This window comes from Zhongshania sp. (assembly GCF_047636175.1).
Classification (GTDB): Bacteria; Pseudomonadota; Gammaproteobacteria; order Pseudomonadales; family Spongiibacteraceae; genus Spongiibacter.
Window position 1 is genome coordinate 74603 of sequence record NZ_JBLIKC010000014.1, and the last position, 23579, is coordinate 98181.

Sequence of the window (23579 nt, forward strand, 5' to 3'; positions counted from 1 at the left end):
GTGGCTGCTAATATCACCAACCGCAATGCGGTTGCCAGCGGATACTACAATAGTCCCTGGTCATGTGAAGATGGCGGCCCTGAGCGCTCGCAAATGCCAACGGCTACTAAGGGATTAAATATTCTAGCCACTGATCGGGTGAAGCTAGTGAGCCGGCGCTTGTTAATAGGTAACATGGTGCTGTTGCGAGACCCTGGCGAAGTGTATCTCATGCACCACGATACTCTGCGAAGAGGCCTGGGTTTTGACTGCCACTCTTACATTGAAAAAATTGACCCGCAAACATTGGCACCCCTTAAAAAGTCTCCCAAGCTTGCCGGCGGTCCATTTTGGCCGGGTGGTTTTGCCATTCATCGTAACGGCGATCTTTATGTGACATTTGGCCGTTACATGCATCGCTTGAACCCCGACTGCGAATGCATCAACAGCTTAAAGCTGCCGCAAAACTTACCGTATAACTCCCACGTTATTTTGGATAGCGGCCATCTCGTTACCAAGCCGATTGCCGAGAACGGCCAAACCCAATTACTGCTCATTGATCCCGATACCCTCACCATAAGTCATGCCATCGAGATGCCAGAGCCGTCAATCTCGAGGTTAAGCGCGGTGGGGAACACCGTGTATGTCACCGGCGTTACCACCATTTATCGGTATCACTTTAATACTTCCAGCAAAACATTAGAGCGCGATAGCCACTGGGCGTTTAACTATATTAACAATGCCCTCCAAAATTCGGGACAAAGCTACGGCTGGGACCCCGTCATTGATCAGCACAATATTTGGTTTATGGACAACGGCAAGCATACCGCCAATAAAGCCGTATCTATGCTGAATGAGGGCGTGGCGACCAGCCCTAATAATATTATTCGTGTCAGTGTTAGTGACAGCAGTGATTTCAGTATTACGCCTGTTAGCGGCATGAGTGGTGGCAGCATAAGTAACCCGCCACTGTACTGCAGTCAGCGTCGTATTTTAGTGGCCTACGATTCGGCCAATGCATTCGTAAAGGCGTGGCGGCATGATCTTAAAACCAATGAACTGACCGCCCTATGGCAGCGTGAAGACTTTGGCATGGCCGGTCACGGGCTCTATTTTGCAGATACCGGTGAATTGGTAACCGAAGACTACCGCAGCCTGAAAACCTGGCGAGGTTTAAAAAACGGCGAAGAGGGCGTTATTCTCGATATTGAAACCGGCGAGGAAAAAGCCCGTTTTGCGATGAATAACTATGTGCAGTCTTTGTGTTTCTCCGCGCCCGGTTTTGCGCGTGATTATTACTGGCTAGGTTTAGACAAACTGACGCATGTGACTTTTGAGTAAGTTCTGCTGTCGCCAATAATAACAAAAACTAAGCCTTCCCCTTTACACTGATGTCGCTTGGCCACGCAGTTGGCATTATAAAACCGACTGCCGCCGGTAGATCCTCGGCTGCTACATTACAATAAAGTAATATTGGCGATTGCTGGTGCCTTTGGGGTCGCCCGCCGCCAAGATGAGGCGCCTGAGGACTAACCGCTTCAGCGGCGACCCTGATAGCCTAAGAACATGTTTAAGATCATCGATCAATAATAAGTATTTAAGTAGTGCGCAGTTTTACCCCAAGCGATTGTTTTAAAAAGAGTTATTGCTGAGTCCTGGTAGCGGTCATTTTTTCGGCGGTCTTGGCGATACAATTGCCCTTGGCATTCATGACGCTGTGCTTTTTCTTCGCGATAATTACTTAACACCTGTAAATATGTTTAGAATGGGGCTTGGCTGATATATAGCCGCCGATGTTCAAACTAGGTTTATGATTGAGCCCTTAAAGTGTCGCAAGTCACCGGCTGGTTTCAAAATACCCAAGCACTTCGCGTAACTAAGCGTGCTGCTTAGGCATTGCAGTACTAAGATGCTGAATAAAGAATAGTGGCTAAATACTGTTCCCAAATATCAAGGCGAAACGGCGTAGCTGCCGAAGATTCGCAGCTGTAGGCTGCGGTGTGTGTCGCAATATTTGACGTGATTTTTCTGTGATCGACTAGTGGAGTTTAGAATGAGTAAGTTTTTTAGAACCTTATTGCAGCGCACCTACTTAGCGTTGATTACGATCCCCTTTAAATTAATGCCGTCGTTGGCCTACATGGCGTTTACTGGCCAAGGCAGCACCGCGCAACTGTGTCGCCACATTGCGCGGCAGGGTATTCAGAGAGTGTTAGTAGTCAGCGATAAGCCCCTAGTGAACTTGGGTATTGTTGCCCGTGCGGTGGATGTCCTGACCGAGGAAGGGGTTAGCTGCACAATTTATGATGGCACCTTGCCTGACCCAACTTTTGCCATGGTCGACGACGGGCTAGCACTGCAGGCGCAATACAATTGCGACGCGGTACTGGCGATTGGCGGCGGCTCATCTATCGACTGCGCTAAAACCATTGCATCGGCAGCAACCAACGGCAGAGATGCCACTAAATTGGTTGGCTATTTCAAAGTGAAGAAGGCGCCCTTGCCGCTGTTCGCCTTACCAACAACCTCCGGTACTGGCTCAGAGGCGACTATTGCTGCGGTTATCTCTGATCACCACAGCCATGAGAAATTCTTTATTGCCGATCCCAAAATGCTGCCAAGCGCGGTTGCCCTAGATGCCGATTTACTACTTGGTATGCCAGCGGCGATCACAGCCGCAACTGGAATGGATGCCTTAACCCACGCTATCGAAACTTACATCAGCCTATGGGGCACAGACAGCAGTAACGCCTATGGTTATGCCGCTGTAAAAATGGTTTTTGAATATTTGCCCCGCGCCTATAAAGACGGTAACGATGCGGTAGCTAGAGAGCAAATGTCGATTGCCGCCTACTATGCTGGCATGGCAATTAACGATGCTGGCGTGGGTAATGTGCATGCGATTGCTCACCAGTTGGGTCGCCACTATGGCACGCCTCACGGCTTAGCTAATGCCTTGGTTATGCCAGAAGTACTGCGTTTTATGGCCAAAACGTCGCAGCAGCCACTGGCTAAGCTAGGACGGCTTATTGAAGTCGCCACTAGCAGTGATAGCGATCTGCAAGCAACTGAAAAATTCATTGATGCAGTTGCAGATTTAAATAAACGCTTAGGTGTGCCCGCTCAACTGGATCGTTTAAACGAAGCCGATATTCCAGAAATTGCCATCGCAGCGGTGAAGGAATGCTCAGGCTACCCAGTCCCTATTTTGATGAGCCATGCCGATTGCCAAGCTATCTTACGTACTTTACTAATCAGTACCGAAGGTGCGGCGGCATTAGCCTCATGATTGAGTAGCGATTTCGTGTAAACATAAAAAAGCCGGCAATTGCCGGCTTTTTTATGTCCGAATACTTCTAGTCGCGCTAGTTTAGGGAGATCTTGCTAGGCCATGGTAGACGAGCAGAGGCATGCAGCTGGGAGTGAGTCTTGATTTTCTGTAGTGGATGATTGATTCTTTGAATGCGAAGGCGGCCTGCTTAGGTATGGCGAGCTAATTTATAATAAAGATTTTGTTAGTTGAGCGTGTGCAAAGATAGTCTCGGCTCATCTAATGCGTTTCAGTTTCACGGATGAAATATGCAGATTGTTAAATTTGCGTTTGCGATAGTTGCGAGAGTTTCGACTTTTCTTAGTTCGGCGGTATCGGCAGAAGTCTATCAATGGACGGATTCAAATGGACGTGTGCAGTACTCCGACGTCAAACCCGGCAATGGCAAGCCATACAAGTTACGTCATGAGTTTGACTTGCCCTACGTTCATCGCGCCGATCCAGTAAAGCCTCAGGGGTATTCCCAGCCCACAAAACCCAAAACATCTAGGGCCGCAAGCAACAATGATTGAGCGAGCACGCATCGGGCGCTCTAGGGATGATTCTTACCCGTGCAAAGGGTACTTGGAAACTTTGGACCAAATACAAGACAGGATGCGTCGAGGTTACAATGTGCGCCAGAGCAATTACTATCGTAAGAAAAAAACGTGATATCTCAGACCGGTATTACAAAGAGTGCCGTTAGGGCCAAGGAGATACATGCCAGAGCATAAAAGAATAGCGCTTCTTATCGATTGCGATAACGTAAGCCATAATTCTATTGAAGGTGTACTAAAAGAATTAGCCAAGTATGGGATGGTTAATGTTCGTCATGCTCATGGAGATTGGAATAACCCATCCTTATCTGGTTGGATTGAGCGACTGCATCCACATGCAATAAGACCAATGCAGCAGTTTGCTTATACGAAAGGGAAGAATGCCACCGATTCAGCGATGATCATTGACGCCATGGATCTTCTATACAGTAACAATGTTGATGCATTTGCTCTAATGACGAGCGATAGTGATTTTACTCCTCTAGTACTTCGGATTCTTGAGAGCGGTTTACCCGTATACGGATTTGGCGAAAAGAAGACACCGAAGCCCTTTGTCGACGCATGCTCCCCGTTTATATACACAGAAAATCTTGTTACCGAAGACGATGACAAGGCGAACAATGGATCTACTATTGAAAGGCAAGATAGAAATAAATTAAGGTCAAATACGTCGCTCGTAAAGCTACTTAGAACAGCGGTAGAGCAGTCATCAGAAGATGATCATTGGGCGCACATGAGTAGAGTTGGTCACTATATTTCAAATAATAGTTCATTTTCTGCAATAAATTATGGTTACTCAAAGCTTGGCGACTTAATTCGAGCAACAGAGCTGTTTGAGGTTCAAATGCGAAACAATGGCTCCGCCATGTATATCAAAGACGCTCGCAAATAAATTTAACACGGGTGTGAGCGGTTGGTTTTTTCGCTTGGCTCAACGCCTCGAGTAATTGGCGTGTTATTAACGAGGCGTAACCCACATTGAAGGCAATAAAAAACCCCAGCCCTTTCAGGCTGAGGTTTGATATTTGGTGGAGCCGGCGGGAATTGAACCCGCGTCCGTCAGTCCGCCACTCAGGGCTCTTCACATGCTTGGTTTCCGTCAATTAATTTAACCGCAAACAGCCCGACGGGCAGGACGTTATTGGCGATTCCGATAAGTGTTTCGCGGTTCGGTCTCAGACATACTTCACTCGCTAGCTTGTTCTATATGACAGTCGCGTCCCATTTACAAGCATCTGGTAGCGACCGCTAACCGGGGTTTAAGCGGCTAGAGCGTAGTTGTCGTCGTTGGCAACTATTAGGTTTACAGCTTTGGATTTACGTGATTGGCTGTCATCACGGCATGCACCACAGAGCGTTGTAACCGGCGTCGAATCCAAATCGGCCCCAGAGCGGTAAGTGTAACGCTTTGCGTTGCCTGCGGCCAGTGTGTTGCTTCGCTTAGTTTTTACGTTCGATGCTTAGTTTGATGTTTAGTGACTTATTGAGTAGATCTGCTTCGTCGTCAAGATCTGCGGCAATGAGTGGGTTGATGCTTAGCCAGTCTTCGGGAATGGAGAGGGTAAGCTCCTCTGCTCCGGTGCTACTTAGGCTTATGCCCTCTGGGAGTTTTTTGGGCTGCCGGCGTCGATATAAAATACAGGCTAAGCGGAGTACGCAAATTAAGGGCCAGTCAGCAGTCACTCCGTAAGTTAGGGTGCTGGGCTGTTTGGGTTTACGACGATGGTTGGCCACTAAAAAGCTGAGTCGCGCTTGTTCTTGCCGCGAGAATCCGGGCATATCGGCATTGCCAATAATATAAGCACCATGCTTATGATAGCCGCCATGTGCTACGGCAAGACCGAGTTCATGAAGTTGTGCTGCCCAGCGCAGTAGCGGCTCTGCCTCGTGTTGCGGTGTGCTTATGTACGCGGTAACGCTGGGAAGGAGTCTTGCGCACAAATCTGCAATGCGGCCGCCTTGGGCGCTGTCGATACCGTATTGAATAATAAACTGCTTAATGGTGTCTTCGCGTCTGTCACGGTGATTCAGTCGGCCGGCGAGGTCGTGGATAATACCTTCCCTGATGGCGTAGGCCGAGACGTGCAAGCCTTGCATGTCTAATTCTTGGAAGATGGCGTAAAGCACCGCAAAACCGCCAATGAAGACTTCTTTGCGGTCATCGCCGAGGCCGGGAATAGCAAGGTTGCGACTGGTGTCAGTGGCGAGCAATTGATCTTTAAGTTTTTCTAAGCCCTCTGCCGAAATATAACCAGCGTCGCTGAACTTTTGCTCTGTAAGTATTTTGCCTATGCTACGAATTGTGCCTGAAGAGCCGACTGCTTCGTCCCATTGGTCGCGAAAGGGTTCTACGTAGGGGCCAATCATTTGCCTGGCGGCGTTAACGGCCTTTTTAAAGGCTTTTTCGCTGATGTCGCCGTTTTTGAAATAGCGCATACTGAAGCTGACGCAGCCCATGGGAAGGCTTTCGAGCTGGCGCGGCGTGTTGGTGCCAATGACCAGTTCGGTGGAACCGCCACCAATATCAATGACTAAGCGACGCTGTTTTTCTGGCGAGAAGTCATTGGCGACACCAAGGTATACAAGGCGAGCTTCCTCGGTGCCAGATATAATGTTGATAGGCAGTCCCAGGACCGCTTCGGCTTTGGCCATAAATTCGTTGGCGTTGGAAGCCGCGCGCAGGGTGTTGGTACCTACAATGCGAATTTGCCTGCGCGGCACGCCCCGCAGGCGGTCCGCCATTTTGGTGAGACTCTCGATCGCGCGAATTTGCGCATCTTCGCTTAGGCAGCCATCATCATCTAAGCCAGCCGCGAGCCTAACTATGTCTTTATGGCGGTCTATGACGCGGAGTTTACCGTCTTGAAAACTGGCAATAAGAAGATGGAAACTGTTGGAGCCTAGGTCTAGGGCCGCGTAAGAGTCGCAATTTTGAGCCATTTAATAAAAGTTCCTTGGTGGGGCGTTAGTGTATCGGCTGGGCAGATCAAAATCGACAGCTTAAAGATGTCATATTAATGACATCATAATTTATTAAGCTAGTGGGTTGTTTTTATTAGACTTATAAAGAGACAAGGGTTGGTGATGAGCGGGCAGAGCGAAGTAACATCATGGATTGCTAAAGAGTTGAGTTGGCTGTCGTTTAATGAGCGAGTTTTACAGGAGGCAGAAGATCCTGAAGTGCCGATTATTCAGCGTATTCGCTATTTAGGTATTTTCTCAAATAATCTTGATGAGTTTTTCCGCGTGCGGGTTGCTGACGTGCGGCGCTTGGCGGCGTTCTCGCCACCGTCAAAACAAGATGAGTACAAAGCACTGTTAGAAGAAATTCGACAGATGGTGATGAAGTTGCAGCACCGTTTTGATGCTGTGTACCAAGAAAATTTAAAAGAGTTGCGGCGCCGCAAGATTTATTTGGTCAGTGAGCGTCAGTTAGATGAAACCCAAACTAAGTTTGTGCGAGAGTATTTTCATTCGCATATTCAGCAAGAGTTAGTGCCGATCATTTTAGATGATGCTAACCCGATTCCAGAGCTCAATGATGCCTCAATATATTTGGCTATTAAGTTGAGTCGCGAGCAGCAAACTCGCTTCGCGCTGCTTGAAATTCCCACTGTTAGATTAGACCGCTTTATTCGTATTCCCGGCCGTAAAGGCAAGCATGGCAAGGTGCTTATCGCCCTAGAAAATATGATTCGGGTGTGTTTGCCGGAGGTCTTCCGCGGCATTTTCCCCCTGGATGAGACCGCAGCATATACTCTAAAGCTAACACGAGACGCAGACTTAGAGTTGGGTGAAGAGGTCACGCACACCTTTGTAGAGAAAATGACCCAAAGCCTGAAGCGCCGGAAGAAGGGCGATCCGGTGCGCTTTGTTTACGACGGCGCCATGCCTAAGGATCTGCTCGACTATTTGGTGAAGCGGTTGGGCTTAGGGCGCTTGGATTCTATGATTCCCGGCGGGCGTTACCATAACTCTAAAGACTTTATGAGTTTCCCAAATTTAGGGCCCGCGTATCTGGATAGTAAGCAGTTGCCTGTGATTCCGTTGCCGGCAATTGATCAGGCGGAAAATATTCTTAGCTGCTTGCGTGAGCAAGATATATTGCTGCATTACCCCTACCACAGTTTTAATTATCTAACCGACCTGCTCAAGACTGCGGCGATTGATCCCGCAGTAAAAACCATTAAGGCTAGTCTTTATCGCGTCGCCTCTAACTCGCATGTGGTCGATGCCTTATTGAATGCGGTGGCTAATCACAAAGAAGTGACGGTGGTCGTTGAATTGCAGGCACGGTTTGACGAGGCCGCAAATATCGCCCTGTCGCAACGTCTTACTGATGGTGGCGTGAATGTCATACTGGGTGTGCCTGGGCTAAAAGTGCACAGCAAGTTGATTTCGATTGTGCGTCAGGAAGGCAGTGTTCAAAAATACTACTCCCATATTGGCACCGGTAATTTTAACGAGAAGACGGCTAAGGTTTACACTGATTTTAGTTTGTTGACCTATGATCAGGCCTTGGGCGATGAGGTTGCAAAAGTATTTGATTTTATTGCCTACAATTATAAGCGTCATGAGTTTAAACATCTTGGGGTGTCGCCGCTTAATAGCCGTGAACGTTTGCTGGGCTTAGTTGAAACCGAGATTCGCAATGCTAAAAAAGGGCGTGAATGCGGTATTACGCTGAAATGTAATAATTTGGTTGATCGTGAACTGATTGATAAATTGTATATGGCTAGCTCGGTTGGCGTGCCAGTGCGCTTGATTGTTCGGGGCATGTGTTCATTAGTGCCGGGGGTCAAAGGGCTAAGTGACAATATTGAAGCTATTAGTATTGTGGATGGGTTCTTAGAGCATCCCCGTGTCTATATATTTCGCAACGCCGGTGAGCCGCGCTACTTTATTTCATCTGCAGACTTAATGACCCGCAACATTGATTTTAGGGTTGAAGTGACTTGCCCAGTGTATAGCAAGGCCTTGCAGCACACCTTGCAGTCTATTATAGATTTGCAGTGGGCTGATAATATGAAGGCGAGAATACTTGATGCTTCGCAGAGCAATGTCTTTAGGCCTAGAAAGAAAAGTGCGGCTAGAATTCGCTCGCAGCTATTAACGCACAAGTTTTTGAGTACGGGTAAATTACCGCGCATGGCAAAGCTTGAATACCGGCCGCGATTGAAGACGAAACCGGTGAAGGTAAAAACCAAGACAAAGACAAAGACAAAGACAAAGACAAAGAAATAGCGGGTTTACTTACTGAGAAATAATCAGCAGTTCGCCGCTTAGCTTTTTAGGGCTGCTGATTTCGCGTGATACCACGGTCGCACCAAAGGCTTTTTGGCAGCGTTTTGCCAATTTGTGAAACGGCGGTCTGCCCGGATCGGCAATGATGATGGTGCTAACACCGGCATCGCGAGCTGCCGTTATCGCTGAAAACAAAGGCTTTACCAAACTATCCCAAAAACAGATGTCGCCACCTAGCATATGGCTATGGCCTTTTAGGTCTGCCGGCTTTAGGTGTTCGTAGCGCGCCGTTCGGGTGGAAATTTTAACGTCGTTTAGCAATGCGTGAGCATCTAGATAGGGAAAGACATGTTCGTCGGCGTCTACGGCGGTGACTTTTGCTTTAAATTGCTGCGCGCAAGAAACGCCTAGAATTCCCCACCCACAGCCAATCTCAGTGATCTTAGCTTTTTTCTTGGGCGGATTTTCTAGCAGGTAATCCATGATTAGAAACGATGATCCCCAGACTTGATAGCCATGTATCTCTGGCCCGGGTAGCGCTCTTTGCATGCGGCGAATAAGTTTATGGTTTTTCTTTAGAATGAGTACGTCGTTAACAATGCTAATATCTTTTAATGCCGGATGCGCGGTCATTGTCGGCTAGTATCCTGTGTCGCAGATGACGATTTAACGGAATTGCTTGGGGCGAATAATGTCGGAGAGTTTTGCGCTGTCGGCTCTGAGTTGATCCCAGTACTCGATGTTGATTTCGAGCTCTAAAAAAGTACAAGTGCCAACATTGCCAATCTTGCCGTCATATAAATAATTTGCCAAATCTGCGAGGGCAGGATTGTGACCAATAATGAAGGCGCTGTCTTTTGACTGCGGAAGCTCTTTTAACCAGGCGAGTAATTTTGCCGCTTCAAAGGTGTAAAGGGCATTTTCATGAACGATTTCAGCGTCGTCAAATACATCGGACTCTACCTGAAAACGCTTTAGGGTTTCCTGGGCGCGCTTCGCCGTGCTGCAATACACATGACCAATGTGTTTGCCGTTGCGTTGCATTTCTGCTGCAACTAGCTGGCAGTCGCGCTTCCCGCGCTTGCTTATGGGGCGGTCCGCGTCGCTGAGTTTGTCGTCATCCCAGGTGGATTTGGCGTGGCGCAGCAAATAGAGAGTTTTCATGATTGAAGGGCGGCTAGCTCGTATTAGTTATGGTCGCGCACAATGCGCATTTTTTGTCGTTCCCAATCGCGGTTCTTCTCAGTCTCACGTTTGTCGTGATCCTGCTTGCCTTTGGCTAAACAAATCTCAGCCTTAATCAAATGCTTTTTCCAGTACAGCGCTGTGCATATACAGGTATAGCCTTTTTGTTGAACCGCTTCCTGTAGTCTGCTTAGTTCTTTTGCGTGTAGCAAGAGTTTACGAGTGCGGGTGGGGTCAGTCACATAATGGGTGGAGGCACTGAGTAGTGGAGTGATGTTGCAGCCCAGTAAAAAAGCCTCGCCGTCTTTAAGTATGACGTAGGTGTCCGTAATTTGGATTTTACCTTGGCGTAGACTTTTAACCTCCCATCCGCGCAGCACAAGGCCTGCTTCAAATTTGTCAGTGAGGCTGTAGTCGTGACGTGCCTTTTTGTTTTGGGCGATGTTGCCACTGGTGTTTTTTGATTTGTTTTTGCTCATGGCAGCGATTATAGAGGGAGTTGCTGGCAAAACCTATTGCGGTCAGGTAAAAAGATGGCTGATTTTCAGAAATTAATGTTGTTGGTGTATGACCTTAAAAAAACGGAAAATACAAGGTATCTGGTCTAGCCGTTGGACTTTCCTTGCTGCAGCCACTGGTTTGGTGGTCAGTCTGGGAAATTTCTGGAGGACGCCACAGGAGCTTGGTCAGAATGGCGGTGGTGCTTACCTCATTGTGTATGTGGCGTGCTTATTTCTTGTCATGCTACCGATCGCGATAGCTGAAGTACGCATTGCAGTGCGCGCTCGGGGCAACCCAGTGCATGCAATGGATCAGTTGGCGCATTACGCTAAGGCGAGTAAGCACTGGTCTTTGGTGACTCAAATAGCGTGTATTGCCGCTTTGTTGCTAGCGGTTAATTATTCGATTATATCTGGTTGGCTGCTCGCCTATGTGGCGAAGATGTCATCTGGAGTGATGGATGCCGCTAGTGTGGATGTGGTTGCTAAAGAATTTCAGGACTTGTTGGCGTCACCTGAGCTTATGCGGTTTTGGCAGCGCTTGTTCCTAGTAATGGCCGTCAGTCTATCGGCGTTAAATGTGGTGTGGGGCATGGCGGCGGTGTTGCGCGTTATTCTGCCGGTGTTGTTGCTAGTACTGTTGGGTCTGCTTTATTACGGCTATGCCTTGGGAGACTTTAATTCGGCCTTGCGTTGGATGTTTGAATTGCGGCTGGAGGATCTGACGTGGCGAGGCGGATTTTCGGCCTTGCAGCACGCCTTCTATACCCTAAGTATAGGTACTGGCGCACTGATGGCCTACGGCGCGTATTTTCCCTCGGGCCGATCGGTTACCCGTCAGCTGATTGCCTTAGCGGTGTTTGACACGGCGGTGGTGATTATTGCGGGTGTCGCTATTTTGGCCTTGGTGTTTGACCAGCACATTGTGTCTGGCTCTGGGCCTGCGTTATTGTTTATTAGCCTGCCATTCTCTTTTGGTAATTTGGTTTTTGGTGATATTGCCGGCACGGCGTTTTATCTGCTGCTGTTTATTCTATCTTTGACCACGGTGGTGGCATTGATGGAGCCGGTGGTTGCCTACTTGGTTGAGCGCTGGGCTTTTATGCGTTGGCTTGCGGCCATGCTGGTAGGCGGCATGGTGTTTTTGATGGGTGATTTGTCGATTTCGTCGATGATGGCAGATTCTGGAATGCGCTGGTGGTCACGTAGTTTGATGGAGTGGTTAGATATTCTTGCGGCTAATGTGCTGCTGCCCTTGTGTGCTTGGTGTTTTGTTTTGTTTGCCGGTTGGCGGGTGCCTAAACTGGTGTATGGGGTTCGAGAAGGATGGTTTGAAGGGGTGTTTTTTTGGCTTTGGCAGGCCTTGTTGCGTTATATTGCGCCCCCGGCCGTGTTGGCTGTACTAGTTGTTGGTTTGTATTTGCGTGTTGTTGCATAAATTATAGGCCTAGTGCTTTTGAATGATTTAGGACCCCCGAATGAGCGAGATTCGACGCAGTGCTTTACTGCCGTATTCTGCGGATGTTATTTATCTGCTGATCAATGATATTGAAGCTTATCCTCAATATATGGATGGCTGTGTTGGTGCGCAGATATTAGCGCAGACAGCTGAAACCATGGATGCGCGTTTAGATTTGTCCCGCGCCGGGATTCGTCTTAGTTTTGTCACTCGCAACACCTTGACGCCCGGTCGCAGTGTGAAATTAACCTTAATTGATGGCCCTTTTGAAAATCTCACTGGCGAATGGGCGCTACTGCCCTTGGGTGTCGGCGCCTGTAAGCTTAGTTTACATTTGGAGTTTGCCTTGACCAATAATGTGGTTGGTGCAGCAACGCGGCAGCTATTTAATTCGGTGGCTAATAACTTGGTCGATGCCCTTGTGAAGAGAGCGAATGAGCAATATGGAAAATAACAGTAATACGATTCATGTTGAGGTGGCGTATGCCCTGCCCGATAGGCAGCGCATTGTTGCATTGGAGGTGCCTGAGGGTTGCACGGTGCGTGCGGCGGCAATGCAATCAGGCTTAGATAAGCAATTTTCGGGCTTGGATCTAAGCACGGTCGATTTAGGGATTTTTGGTAAATCGGTGAATGCGCCAGATACCCAAGCGATTAAAGTGGGCGAACGCGTAGAGATTTACCGGCCGCTGCTTGCCGATCCCAAAGAGGTCCGCAAGCAGCGAGCCGCAAAAGTAAAGGCTCGCAAAGACGTTAAGTAATTATTGCTCGTCGGTCGCTTCTGCGGCGTCGGGCGCAGTTTCTGCTGCCTGTTCTGGACTCAATTTGATGTCAGTGTCGAATTCACTGAGTTTGCCGTCCACAAAAAATGCTGTCAGGTGGTGGCGCTCTTGTTTCTCGTTGTTCTGATCGTTTAGGGAGTAGATATAGTCCCAGCGATCGGGGCTAAATGTGTCGCGCACTAGTGGCGTGCCCATAACGTATTCAACCTGGCTGCGAGTCATGCCGATTTTGAGCTTATCTACCATTTCCTGGGTGATAACGTTGCCTTGATCGATGGGCAGCCGGTAAACACCAGGGAATTCCAAAGAGCTGCAGGCGGCCAAAGAGACGAGTAGGCAGGCTGTGGCAAGGAGTTTATACATTCTAAGGGTTCCAATCGCTTATAAAGGCGTGGGATAATAGCGCAAACCTAATCGCAACGCTAAGGTCCAGGGCATATGTCTATAGAAAATCAAGAGCTTCGTAAGGCCGGGCTCAAAGTTACTTTGCCGAGAGTGAAGATTTTGCAGCTGCTAGAGCAGGCTGAAAGCGATAATCAACACTTTAGCGCTGAAGATGTTTACCGCGCCTTGATGGAGTCGGGCGAGGATGTGGGTTTAGCCACGGTTTACCGGGTGCTGACCCAGTTTGAGGCCGCTGGCTTGGTAACGCGACATAACTTTGAGACCGGTCATTCGGTGTTTGAGTTAGAGAAAGGTGATCACCACGACCATATTGTATGTATGGAAACGGGTGAGGTTATTGAGTTTTACGATGATGTTATTGAGACGCGCCAGCGTCAATTAGTTGAAGATCGCGGTTTCGATTTGGTTGATCATAGTCTTGTTCTGTACGTGCGCCCTAAAAAGAGCAAGTGATACATGATTGCCTGCTAAGGGCGATAATAGCTCGCCCTAGTGCTGTGTCGATGCCCGACTGTTTCTGTTAGTGGCGTATTCCTAGCATTTCTCTAGCATGGGCGAGGGTGTTTTCAGTAATGGCGATCCCGCCTAACATCCGCGCAATTTCTTCAATCTTTTGATTCTCTTCCAGCGGCTCCAGGCTTGTTGTTAGCTTGGTTTTGTTGCCGACCTTCTGCACCCTGATGTGATGATCGCCTTGGCTAGCGACTTGAGCTTGGTGGGTAACGCACAGCACTTGGCTGCGTTGTCCCAAGGACTTGAGCATTTGGCCAACAATTTCTGCCGTAGCGCCGCCAATGCCGACATCAATTTCGTCAAAGATCACGGTAGGTATCGCGGCAACTTGGGCGGTAATCACTTGAATGGCAAGACTAATGCGCGATAGCTCGCCACCCGAGGCGATCTTGTTAAGCGGGCCCTTGGCGCTAGCGGGGTTAGTGCTAATTAATATCTCAATGTCTTCTTGGCCGTAGCTGTGAGGCTCATTACTGCTTAGCGGATGCATGGCAAATTCGATTTCGCAGTGTTTCATCGCCAGTGCTTGAAGTTGTTCTTCTATCCCTTGCTTCATAAGCTTGGCGGCTTTGGCGCGCTTTTTACTCAAGCTTACCGAGGTGCTCTGATACGCTTTTAGAGCCTGATCTTGCTCACTGCGCAGCTGGTCAATTTTTTCGTCGCCGGCATCCAGTTCCTCGAGCTGGGTTTCTAGCGAGGCTTGTAACGCCGCGAGTTCATCGGCCTGGATGCGATGTTTGCGCGCGGTTTGGTAGATGGCGTCTAGCCTGGCTTCGGTTTCGATTAGGCGCTCCGGGTCGAGCTCTGTGCTATCGATGACTTGTTGAAGTTCGCCGGCGGCCTCTTCGATTTGAATGCGGGCGCTTTCAATAAGTTGCGCGGCGTTATCCTGCGCAAGACTGCTGTGTTGGCTACTTTGAAGAGACGATATTGCCTGATGCAGAATACCCATAGCGTTAACTTCGCCGTCTCGGCAGAGGTTTAAGCTGTGGTGATTGGCGGCCAATATTTGTTCTGCATTGGCGAGTTGCTTTTGTAGGTTTTCAAGTTCCTCGACTTCACCTGCCTTGAGGTCGAGTCGATGTAATTCTTCAAGCTGGTAGCGCAGCAGCTGTTCCTGAGCATTTTGCTCGGCGAGATTGGTTTCTAGTTTCGCTAAAGTTTTTACGCAGTGCTGGTATTGGTGGCAGTGCTCGCTTACTTGCTTGGCTAGCTTGGTGGTGCCGGCATAGGCGTCTAATAGTTCGCGCTGGTAGGGCTTTTGCAGCAGAGATTGGTGTGCGTGCTGGCTGTGAATGTCGATGAGTAATTTGCCGAGTTCACGAACATCTTGCAGTGTGGCAGGTTGTCCATTGATGTAGGCGCGCGAGCGACCATCGGCAGAAATTACTCGCCTAAGCATGCATTCATCGCTGTCGTCCAAGTCCCGTTGCTGTAGCCAAGTGTGAGCTGCTGGGATGCCACTGATATCGAATAGGGCATGAATGTCTGCGCGATCGGCGCCGATACGAACAATATTGCTGTCTGCGCGGTCGCCCAGCGCCAGCCCGAGTGCGTCGAGCATGATGGACTTGCCTGCCCCGGTTTCGCCGGTGAGCACGGTCATGCCTGGGTTGAGTTCAATGTCGAGGTGTTCAGCAATGGCGTAATTGCTGATATTAAGATTGCTCAGCATGATGATCTCTCGCGATTATTAAAAATTAGACTGTATATGTATACAGTAAAATACTGCTGGTGAGGTCAATCGTCAATAACTAGTGGTAAAAATATTGGTCATTGCCTTGAATTACCTATGGTGAACCCCATATACGCGACAACGCGGCAATTGTCCGCAAGACCGAATACGTGTGACGGAGAGTGGATACGTGACAGAGGAACAAGATAAAGCGGCACAGCCAGATGAAGAACTTCAATCTGAGGAGCTGAAGCAGGACGAAGCAGTTGAGCTGGATGTAGAGCTTAGCGGTGAGTTAGAGCCTAGCCTTGAAGAGCAGCTAGAGGCGGCAAAACAGACCGTTGTTGATGCGCGTGAGCAGTCATTGCGCGCCGCTGCGGAGGCGCAAAATATTCGTCGCCGAGCCGAAAAGGATGCCGAGAATGCGCGTAAGTTCGCGCTTGAGAAGTTTGCCGGCGATATGCTGCCGGTTGTCGATAACCTAGATCGTGCATTGGCTTCTGCAGATGTCGAAGACGAAGCCTTAAAGTCGATCTTGGAAGGTGTTGAGTTAACTCGCAAAACACTGATAGATGCCTTGGCGCGTCACAATGTTGAGCAGTTGAATCCGGTAGGCGAACCGTTTAATCCCGAGTATCACGAGGCGATGGCGATGGTGCCGAACCCTGACGTTGAGCCAAATTCAGTAATGGATGTTATGCAAAAGGGTTACACCCTTAACGGCCGTTTGTTGCGTGCGGCAATGGTTGTGATTGCTAAAGCGCCATAATTGGTAATTGTATTAAAAACGGCCTATGCCCCCTTGAAATGTGTGGATAAGGGCCAATATATGTCAACAAGACAAAAGAATTTTCGCCGCAAGTGGCGACAGTTAGATTACGTGGAGAATGATGATGGGAAAAATTATTGGTATTGACTTGGGTACTACTAACTCTTGTGTTGCGGTAATGGACGGAGGCAAGGTTAGGGTAATCGAGAATTCAGAAGGTACGCGTACTACACCTTCTATTGTTGCTTATACCGACGACAAAGAAGTGTTAGTGGGTCAAAGCGCTAAGCGTCAGGCTGTTACTAACCCGCACAATACGCTTTACGCAGTAAAGCGTTTGATCGGCCGTCGCTTTAAAGATGACGTCGTTCAAAAAGACATCAAAATGGTGCCATACGCTATCTGCGAAGCAGATAATGGTGATGCTTGGATAGAAGTGAAGGGCGAGAAAATGGCCCCTCCACAGATTTCTGCTGAAGTGCTGAAGAAAATGAAGAAGACGGCAGAGGACTACCTCGGTGAAAAAGTAACCGAAGCGGTTATCACTGTACCGGCTTACTTTAATGATTCTCAGCGTCAGGCGACGAAAGACGCTGGCCGCATCGCGGGTCTAGAAGTAAAGCGTATTATCAACGAGCCTACTGCAGCGGCCCTGGCCTACGGTATGGACAAATCCAAGGGCGATCGCACTATTGCGGTATACGATTTGGGTGGCGGTACTTTTGACATCTCGATTATTGAAATTGCTGAAGTAGATGGCGAGCACCAGTTTGAAGTGTTGTCGACTAACGGCGACACCTTCTTAGGTGGTGAAGATTTCGATATGCGCCTGATTGATTATTTGGCGGAAGAGTTCAAGAAAGAAAGCAGCATTGATCTGAAAGGCGACTCTCTTGCCGTTCAGCGTTTGAAAGAAGCGGCTGAGAAAGCCAAGATCGAGCTATCTTCTAGCCAGCAGACTGAGATTAACCTGCCTTACATCACGGCGGATGCAACTGGTCCTAAGCATTTGGTAGTAAAGCTAAGCCGTGCGAAGCTCGAAGCTTTAGTGGGTGATCTAGTGGCGCGTTCATTAGAGCCAATGAAAGTTGCCTTGAAAGATGCCGGTTTGTCGGTCTCTGAAGTAGACGAAATTATTTTGGTCGGTGGTCAGACTCGTATGCCTTTGGTGCAAGCTAAAGTGACTGAGTTCTTTGGCAAAGATGCGCGTCGCGATGTTAATCCTGATGAAGCGGTTGCCATGGGCGCGGCATTGCAAGGCGCGGTGCTGTCTGGCGAAGTAAAAGACGTATTGTTACTTGACGTTACTCCGCTGAGCTTGGGTATTGAAACCATGGGCGGCGTTTCTACAGCACTGATCGAGAAAAACACCACGATTCCTACTAAGAAATCTCAGGTGTTCTCGACCGCTGATGACAACCAAACTGCGGTAACTATTCATGTTGTCCAGGGTGAGCGCAAGCAGGCATCAGCCAACAAATCATTGGGCCGTTTTGATTTAGCAGACATTCCACCAGCACCACGTGGTTTGCCACAGATTGAAGTAACCTTCGATATTGATGCCAACGGTATTTTGCATGTGTCGGCCAAAGATAAGGCGACGGGCAAAGAGCAGTCTATCCGTATTACTGCTTCTAGTGGTTTGAAGGAAGACGAAATCGAGCAAATGGTGCGCGATGCTGAAGCCAATGCTGAAGCGGATAAGAAGTTTGAAGCACTGGTTGTGGCTCGTAATACTGCTGAGGGAATGGCTAACGCGACCCGCAAAACAGTAGAAGAAGCTGGCGACAAAGCGACCGACGAAGAGAAGGCTGCAATTGAAGCCGCCTTGGTTGAAGTTGATGAAGCGGTTAAGGGTGACGATGTCGAGAAAATCGAAGAAGCCACTAAGAAACTAACTGAAGCATCTGGTGGTCTCGCTCAGAAAATGTACGCCGACCAAGCGGCTCAAGCGGAAGCAGCTGGTGGCGGTGAAGAGCAGCCTCAGTCTGGCGCTGACGATGTTGTCGATGCCGAGTTTGAAGAAGTGAAAGACGACGATAAGAAGTAAAGCGCGGGGCCTAGCGGCCCCAAACTTATATTCTGCTTAACGGGAGACGTGAGACGCTGGAGCTATTAAGTTCTTTAAGTGTTCTAGCGATTTCCCGTTTGGCGTTTAACAACAGTCATCAATTTATCTGGTAGAGCGGCACGGCGGTTTGATTGCCTTCACTCTCCTGAACAGTGTAAAGCGAAGCTATGTCAAAACGAGATTACTACGAAATTTTGGGTGTGTCGCGAGACACGGATAGTAAGGAAGTTAAAAAAGCTTACCGTCGTATTGCGATGAAAAATCATCCTGACCGCAATCCAGATGACCCTAAAGCAGAAGATATTTTTAAAGAGGCGACGGAAGCCTACGAAGTGCTTGCCGATGAAGAAAAGCGCGCTAATTACGACCGCTTCGGTCATGAAGGGGTCAATGCAGGCGGCGGCGGTGGTGGCGCCGCCGGTGGTTTCAGCGACATTTTTGGTGACGTCTTTGGCGACATCTTTGGTGGCGGCGGCGGTGGTGGTGGTCGTCAGCGCGGTCCACAGCGCGGCTCAGATTTGCGTTATACGCTTGAAATTGAGCTTGAGCAGGCGGTTCACGGTTCAACGGCGAAAATTCGTATCCCTACCTTGGTGGCGTGTAAGCCCTGTGACGGTAGCGGCGCCAAAAAAGGCTCTAAGCCGATTACCTGTGCTACTTGTAACGGTATAGGTCAGGTGCGTATGCAGCAGGGCTTTTTTGCCGTGCAGCAGGCCTGCCCGAATTGCCGTGGCAAAGGTAGCACTATTTCTAATCCGTGCTCAGAGTGTCACGGTCAGGGTTTGAATGAAGAGACCAAAACCTTGTCGGTGAAAGTGCCCGCTGGTGTTGATACCGGTGATCGTATTCGTCTTACCGGTGAAGGTGAGGCCAGTCCTAATGGCGGTCCAACGGGCGATCTGTACGTGCAGATGTCTGTGCGTCCGCATGGGATCTTTAAGCGCGACGGTAAGAACTTGTACTGTGATGTGCCGATCAGCTTTGCTGATGCCGCGCTGGGTGGAGAGTTGGATGTACCGACCTTAGGCGGACGCGTAAAGCTCAAAATTCCGGTTGAAACCCAAACGGGTAAATCTTTCCGCTTGCGTGGCAAGGGTATTACACCGGTTCGCGGTGGCAGCACCGGCGACTTAATTTGTAAAGTCACTTTGGAAACGCCGGTCTCACTGACTAAGCGTCAAAAAGAGTTATTGCAAGAGTTGCAGGCGAGTATGGAAGGCGATGATAAGCAGTCACCGCGGAAAAAAACCTGGTTTGACGGCGTAAAAACGTTTTTCGACGATATGAAAATCTAATTTATTAGCACTTCTTTCGAAGGATTCCACCTTCTGGTGGAATCCAGTCTCGACTTCCCCTGATTTTTTCTCCATTCTTTGCGGCATACGAATTCGGCTCTTTTACGCTCCGAGCGCTTCAGAGGCACCCAAATAATGGATAAAACCCTCAATAAGTTTGTAGCCGATTATCTGTGGTCAGATAAAGTGGTGCATTACAGTGGCTGGCAACGAAAGTTAATAGATGCTTTGCGCTTGCTGTATGTCGTGCTAGATGATTTGAGCAAGGGCGAGTTAACCCTGCGCGCGATGAGTTTGGTGTACACCACGTTGTTGTCGCTGGTGCCAATAATGGCGGTGAGTTTCTCTGTGCTCAAAGCTTTTGGCATGCACAACAGGGAGCTGGAGCCCATTATGCTGCAATTTCTTGAGCCAATGGGGACGCAGGGTATTGAGATTACCGACAAAATAATTGGCTTCATCGATAATGTGAAAATTGGGGTGCTGGGCACGTTTGGTGTCGCCTTATTATTTTACACTGCGATTTCACTGATTCAAAAAGTCGAAGCAACCTTTAATTATGTTTGGCGCCTTGATCAGCATCGCAGCATTGGTCGGCGGTTTGCGGACTACGGCAGCGTGATGTTAATTGGGCCGCTGCTGGTGTTTTCAGCTATTGGTTTGTCTGCGAGTGTACTGAGTGGCGGCTTTGTGCAAACCATCAGTACGCATGTGCCGTTCATGCAGCACTTAATTGCCTTTGCAACCGAAGCGGCGCCGTATTTAATGATTATTGCCGCGTTCACCTTTTTCTATATGTTTATTCCAAACACCGGCGTCACCTTGCGCGCGGGCTTAGTGGCGGGCGTGGTATCTGGGGTGCTATTTCAAACTGTGGGTTGGGGCTTTGGCAGTGTGGTGGTCTCTGCCAGCGGGAGTGGGACGTACGCGATTTATTCCGGCTTTGCGATTTTGATTTTATTTATGATGTGGATGTATATTAGCTGGCTGATTTTATTGGTTGGCAGCAGTATTGCATTTTATGTGCAGCATCCCGAATATATTGCGCCGGTCCACCGCAGTGGCGATTTAAGCATTCGTCAGCGCGAAACGTTGGCCTTGCAGGTGATGGCGATTATTGCCCAGCGTTATTATCAGGCGCGTAAACCTTTTTCGGCAAGCGATTTTGTGTATCGCTTACGAGTGCAGATTCAGGGCGTAACGCGGGTGTTACTGGCCTTAAAGCACGCGGGCTTAGTGACTGAGAATCATGAGGACCCGCCGCGCTATTTGCCAAGTGCGCCGCTAGAGAAAATGTCTTTAAAGACGGTCCTAGATGCGGTGCGCAATGAAGGTAGTATTCAAGTTGTGTTGCTGAGTGGGCAGCGCAAGCCAGTTCAGGGCGTGGCTGAGGTGGCGGCGGTAATTGACGCAGCCCTGGAGGCGGCACTGGCATCTATTACGGTGCGAGAGATGGCGCTGGGCGAAGCCGATGAAGAACTAGATGGCGCGGCGCGTAGAGGCGCGATAGGCTTTGGTGAAAAAATAAATACAGACTCTTAAATATTGGAAATTGATATGACAGTTCGGATAGCAGTTACCGGTGCCGCCGGCAGAATGGGGCGGATTTTGATCGAAGCCGTTTCTCTCAATGAAGGCTGCAAATTGACGGCAGCAATTGAGCGCCCAGAGAGTTCGTTGATTGGCGCCGATGCCGGTGAATTAGCGGGCTTGGGTATGAATGGCGTCGCCATTGTGGGCGATGTTAATACTGTGTTGAATGATTTTGATGTGCTCATCGATTTTACCGTGCCTGCGGCAACTCTAGCGAATGCCAGGGCCTGTGGTTTGGCTGGCAAGGGCATGGTGATTGGCACTACTGGCTTTAGCAGCGAGCAAAAAGCGGAGCTAGAGATCGCGATTGCGCCGATAGCTATTTGCCAGGCCTCAAACTTTAGCACCGGCGTTAATGTGTGCTTTAAGTTGTTGGAAATGGCGGCGCGAGTGCTGGGCGATGATGTTGATATAGAAATTGTTGAAGCTCATCACCGCCACAAACTTGATGCGCCATCGGGCACGGCACTGAGTATGGGGCAGGTGGTAGCCGACGCGCTGGGTCGCGATTTAGAAAAAGTGGCGGTGTATGGGCGCGAAGGCCAGACAGGTGCGCGTAAGCGTGAAACCATTGGTTTTGCCACCGTGCGCGCTGGCGATATCGTTGGCGATCACACCGTGATGTTCTGTGCGGATGGTGAGCGAGTTGAAATTACCCACAAGGCCAGTTCGCGCATGTCTTTTGCTCGGGGTGCGGTGCGCGCAGCGACATGGGTAAATGCGCAGGCAGCGGGTCGCTACGATATGCAGGATGTTCTCGAATTAAAGTGATTTAGCCCTTGAATTAGACCGAAATAGTGACTGATTGCCGGCTAAGGCCGCATTAGCGGTATTTATTGAGGTGGACGCGCGGGGGGCACTTCGCGTAAAATCGCGCATCAGATTAGGGTGCTGAGCTAAATAGGCTCTGCGGCCCCGCAAAAGGCGAGGTGAGGTAATCTTCATCTCGCTTTTTTGCACGCGTATTTTCCTCTGTGGTCCCTTGGTTGTCGTTCTGGCGTTTATGTCGGCGGTGGCTCTCGGCCGCAAGTTTGATCTAGGAGGTAGTCTTGACGGTTCCAGCCATACTTGCCCTTGAAGACGGCAGCATTTTTCGGGGCATTGCCATTGGTGCTGAAGGGCACTCGGTTGGTGAGGTCGTTTTTAATACGGCAATGACCGGTTATCAAGAAATCTTAACCGATCCCTCATATGCTCGCCAAATAGTGACATTGACCTATCCCCATATCGGCAATACCGGTGTGAACAGCGAAGACGAAGAAGCAGACACCATCTGGTCTGCGGGCTTGGTCATTCGGGATCTGCCTATTTTGGCATCGAGTTTCCGCAGCGAACAAAGCCTGTCTGATTACCTGAAAGCGCGCAATATTGTTGGTATTGCTGATATCGATACCCGTCGCTTAACGCGTATTTTGCGCGATAAAGGTGCTCAAGGCGGCTGCTTAATGGCTGGCGATATCGATGAGGCCAAGGCCTTGGTCATGGCAAAGGAATTTGCCGGATTAAAGGGTATGGATTTGGCCAAAGAAGTCACCACTTCCAAGAGCTATCAGTGGCGCGAAGGTAGCTGGGCACTGGGTGCCGGCCATAAAACCTTTAGCGATGCCGAGCTCCCTCACCATGTTGTTGCCTACGACTTTGGTGTGAAGCGCAATATTTTGCGGATGTTGACCGATCGGGGCTGTCGTTTGACAGTAGTGCCGGCAGAGACATCGGCTGCCGATGTGATGGCGATGAATCCCGATGGCGTATTTTTATCAAACGGCCCCGGTGATCCAGAGCCATGCGATTACGCGATCAACGCTATAAAGGAAATTCTGAAAACCGGTGTGCCGGTGTTTGGTATTTGCTTAGGGCATCAGTTGTTAGGCTTGGCGTCTGGTGCTAAAACCCTGAAAATGAAGTTTGGTCATCACGGTGCCAATCATCCGGTTCAGGATTTGAAGACTAAGGTGGTGCATATCACCAGTCAAAACCACGGTTTTGCAGTTGATGAAAGCTCCCTGCCTGCTAACTTAGTAATAAGCCACAAGTCGCTGTTTGATGGTTCCTTGCAAGGCTTTGAGCGCACAGATACACCGGCGTTCGGGTTTCAAGGGCATCCAGAGGCCAGTCCTGGTCCGCATGATATCGCGCCTCTGTTCAATCAGTTTATCGATATGATTGTGGCTGCTAAGCAGGCCAAATAAAGATTATGCCCAGCGGGCTGCCGGTATATTGGCAGTCCGCGGTAAAAGAACGA

21 protein-coding genes and 1 other RNA gene are annotated in these 23579 nt (G+C 49.3%); 15 read left to right on the top strand and 7 right to left on the bottom strand.

From position 1 onward, the window contains the following. The 4 genes from ACI955_RS10060 to ACI955_RS10075 all read left to right on the top strand — a co-directional run bounded on the left by ACI955_RS10060 (window position 1) and on the right by ACI955_RS10075 (window position 4738). Window positions 1–1320: a hypothetical protein gene (locus ACI955_RS10060; RefSeq protein ID WP_415243618.1), complete on the top strand. Its 1320-nt coding sequence runs from the start codon at window positions 1–3 to the stop codon at window positions 1318–1320. Window positions 1321–2032: 712 nt separating this feature from the next. Continuing rightward, entirely contained in the window at window positions 2033–3268 is a 1236-nt protein-coding gene (locus ACI955_RS10065; RefSeq protein ID WP_415243619.1) for an iron-containing alcohol dehydrogenase, read from the top strand. Between the two features lie 290 nt (window positions 3269–3558). Then, window positions 3559–3822, top strand: a complete 264-nt coding sequence (locus ACI955_RS10070) for a DUF4124 domain-containing protein (protein WP_415243620.1) — start codon at window positions 3559–3561, stop codon at window positions 3820–3822. Between the two features lie 187 nt (window positions 3823–4009). Next, on the top strand, window positions 4010–4738 hold the full coding sequence (locus tag ACI955_RS10075) for an NYN domain-containing protein (protein WP_415243621.1): 729 nt from the start codon (window positions 4010–4012) through the stop codon (window positions 4736–4738). A gap of 134 nt (window positions 4739–4872) precedes the next feature. Here ACI955_RS10075 and ssrA read toward each other — a convergent pair. Together ssrA and ACI955_RS10085 are read right to left on the bottom strand one after the other, a co-directional pair. Beyond that, window positions 4873–5234: a transfer-messenger RNA gene (ssrA, locus tag ACI955_RS10080) on the bottom strand. Window positions 5235–5286: 52 nt separating this feature from the next. Beyond that, a complete protein-coding gene (locus ACI955_RS10085) occupies window positions 5287–6786 on the bottom strand; it encodes an exopolyphosphatase (RefSeq protein WP_415243622.1) in 1500 nt (499 codons plus the stop codon). 144 nt (window positions 6787–6930) lie between these two features. Between ACI955_RS10085 and ppk1 the strand changes: the two genes are divergently transcribed. Continuing rightward, on the top strand, window positions 6931–9090 hold the full coding sequence (gene ppk1 / locus ACI955_RS10090) for a polyphosphate kinase 1 (protein ID WP_415243623.1): 2160 nt from the start codon (window positions 6931–6933) through the stop codon (window positions 9088–9090). A 9-nt stretch (window positions 9091–9099) separates the two neighbouring features. On the opposite strand, the gene ACI955_RS10095 is transcribed toward ppk1, so the two are convergent. From ACI955_RS10095 to smpB, 3 genes are read right to left on the bottom strand one after another with little or no spacing between them, the layout of a single operon-like run. Then, complete coding sequence (locus tag ACI955_RS10095) at window positions 9100–9723, bottom strand: class I SAM-dependent methyltransferase (RefSeq protein ID WP_415243624.1); 624 nt, start codon at window positions 9721–9723, stop codon at window positions 9100–9102. A 33-nt stretch (window positions 9724–9756) separates the two neighbouring features. Further along, window positions 9757–10254 (bottom strand): SixA phosphatase family protein, encoded by a 498-nt coding sequence (locus ACI955_RS10100; RefSeq protein ID WP_415243625.1) that lies wholly within the window; start codon window positions 10252–10254, stop codon window positions 9757–9759. Window positions 10255–10277: 23 nt separating this feature from the next. After that, window positions 10278–10754 (bottom strand): SsrA-binding protein SmpB, encoded by a 477-nt coding sequence (gene smpB, locus ACI955_RS10105; protein ID WP_415243626.1) that lies wholly within the window; start codon window positions 10752–10754, stop codon window positions 10278–10280. An 88-nt stretch (window positions 10755–10842) separates the two neighbouring features. On the opposite strand from smpB, the gene ACI955_RS10110 reads away from it, so the two are divergent. From ACI955_RS10110 to ACI955_RS10120, 3 genes are read left to right on the top strand one after another with little or no spacing between them, the layout of a single operon-like run. Next, complete coding sequence (locus tag ACI955_RS10110; RefSeq protein WP_415243627.1) at window positions 10843–12213, top strand: sodium-dependent transporter; 1371 nt, start codon at window positions 10843–10845, stop codon at window positions 12211–12213. Window positions 12214–12253: 40 nt separating this feature from the next. After that, the gene (locus tag ACI955_RS10115; protein WP_415243628.1) at window positions 12254–12688 is read left to right on the top strand and encodes a type II toxin-antitoxin system RatA family toxin; all 435 of its coding nucleotides are present in this window, start codon (window positions 12254–12256) and stop codon (window positions 12686–12688) included. Continuing rightward, on the top strand, window positions 12669–12995 hold the full coding sequence (locus ACI955_RS10120; RefSeq protein ID WP_415243629.1) for an RnfH family protein: 327 nt from the start codon (window positions 12669–12671) through the stop codon (window positions 12993–12995). Before ACI955_RS10115 ends, ACI955_RS10120 begins: the two co-directional genes overlap by 20 nt. Here ACI955_RS10120 and ACI955_RS10125 read toward each other — a convergent pair whose 3' ends face one another. Continuing rightward, window positions 12996–13379, bottom strand: a complete 384-nt coding sequence (locus tag ACI955_RS10125) for an outer membrane protein assembly factor BamE (protein WP_415243630.1) — start codon at window positions 13377–13379, stop codon at window positions 12996–12998. It lies immediately after the preceding gene. 75 nt (window positions 13380–13454) lie between these two features. On the opposite strand from ACI955_RS10125, the gene fur reads away from it, so the two are divergent. Then, window positions 13455–13874: a ferric iron uptake transcriptional regulator gene (fur, locus tag ACI955_RS10130; protein WP_415243631.1), complete on the top strand. Its 420-nt coding sequence runs from the start codon at window positions 13455–13457 to the stop codon at window positions 13872–13874. Between the two features lie 67 nt (window positions 13875–13941). On the opposite strand, the gene recN is transcribed toward fur, so the two are convergent. Next, on the bottom strand, window positions 13942–15609 hold the full coding sequence (gene recN, locus ACI955_RS10135; RefSeq protein ID WP_415243632.1) for a DNA repair protein RecN: 1668 nt from the start codon (window positions 15607–15609) through the stop codon (window positions 13942–13944). Window positions 15610–15799: 190 nt separating this feature from the next. On the opposite strand from recN, the gene grpE reads away from it, so the two are divergent. The 6 genes from grpE to carA all read left to right on the top strand — a co-directional run bounded on the left by grpE (window position 15800) and on the right by carA (window position 23526). Continuing rightward, window positions 15800–16378 carry a nucleotide exchange factor GrpE gene (gene grpE, locus ACI955_RS10140; RefSeq protein WP_415243633.1) on the top strand — a complete coding sequence of 193 codons (579 nt, stop codon included), beginning with the start codon at window positions 15800–15802 and terminating at the stop codon, window positions 16376–16378. 124 nt (window positions 16379–16502) lie between these two features. Beyond that, the gene (dnaK, locus tag ACI955_RS10145) at window positions 16503–18428 is read left to right on the top strand and encodes a molecular chaperone DnaK (RefSeq protein ID WP_415243634.1); all 1926 of its coding nucleotides are present in this window, start codon (window positions 16503–16505) and stop codon (window positions 18426–18428) included. A 188-nt stretch (window positions 18429–18616) separates the two neighbouring features. Beyond that, window positions 18617–19744 (top strand): molecular chaperone DnaJ, encoded by a 1128-nt coding sequence (gene dnaJ, locus ACI955_RS10150; protein ID WP_415243635.1) that lies wholly within the window; start codon window positions 18617–18619, stop codon window positions 19742–19744. 135 nt (window positions 19745–19879) lie between these two features. Further along, entirely contained in the window at window positions 19880–21286 is a 1407-nt protein-coding gene (locus ACI955_RS10155; RefSeq protein ID WP_415243636.1) for a YihY/virulence factor BrkB family protein, read from the top strand. A gap of 15 nt (window positions 21287–21301) precedes the next feature. Then, on the top strand, window positions 21302–22108 hold the full coding sequence (gene dapB, locus ACI955_RS10160) for a 4-hydroxy-tetrahydrodipicolinate reductase (RefSeq protein ID WP_415243637.1): 807 nt from the start codon (window positions 21302–21304) through the stop codon (window positions 22106–22108). A 278-nt stretch (window positions 22109–22386) separates the two neighbouring features. Next, on the top strand, window positions 22387–23526 hold the full coding sequence (gene carA / locus ACI955_RS10165) for a glutamine-hydrolyzing carbamoyl-phosphate synthase small subunit (protein ID WP_415243638.1): 1140 nt from the start codon (window positions 22387–22389) through the stop codon (window positions 23524–23526). Window positions 23527–23579: the final 53 nt, after the last annotated feature.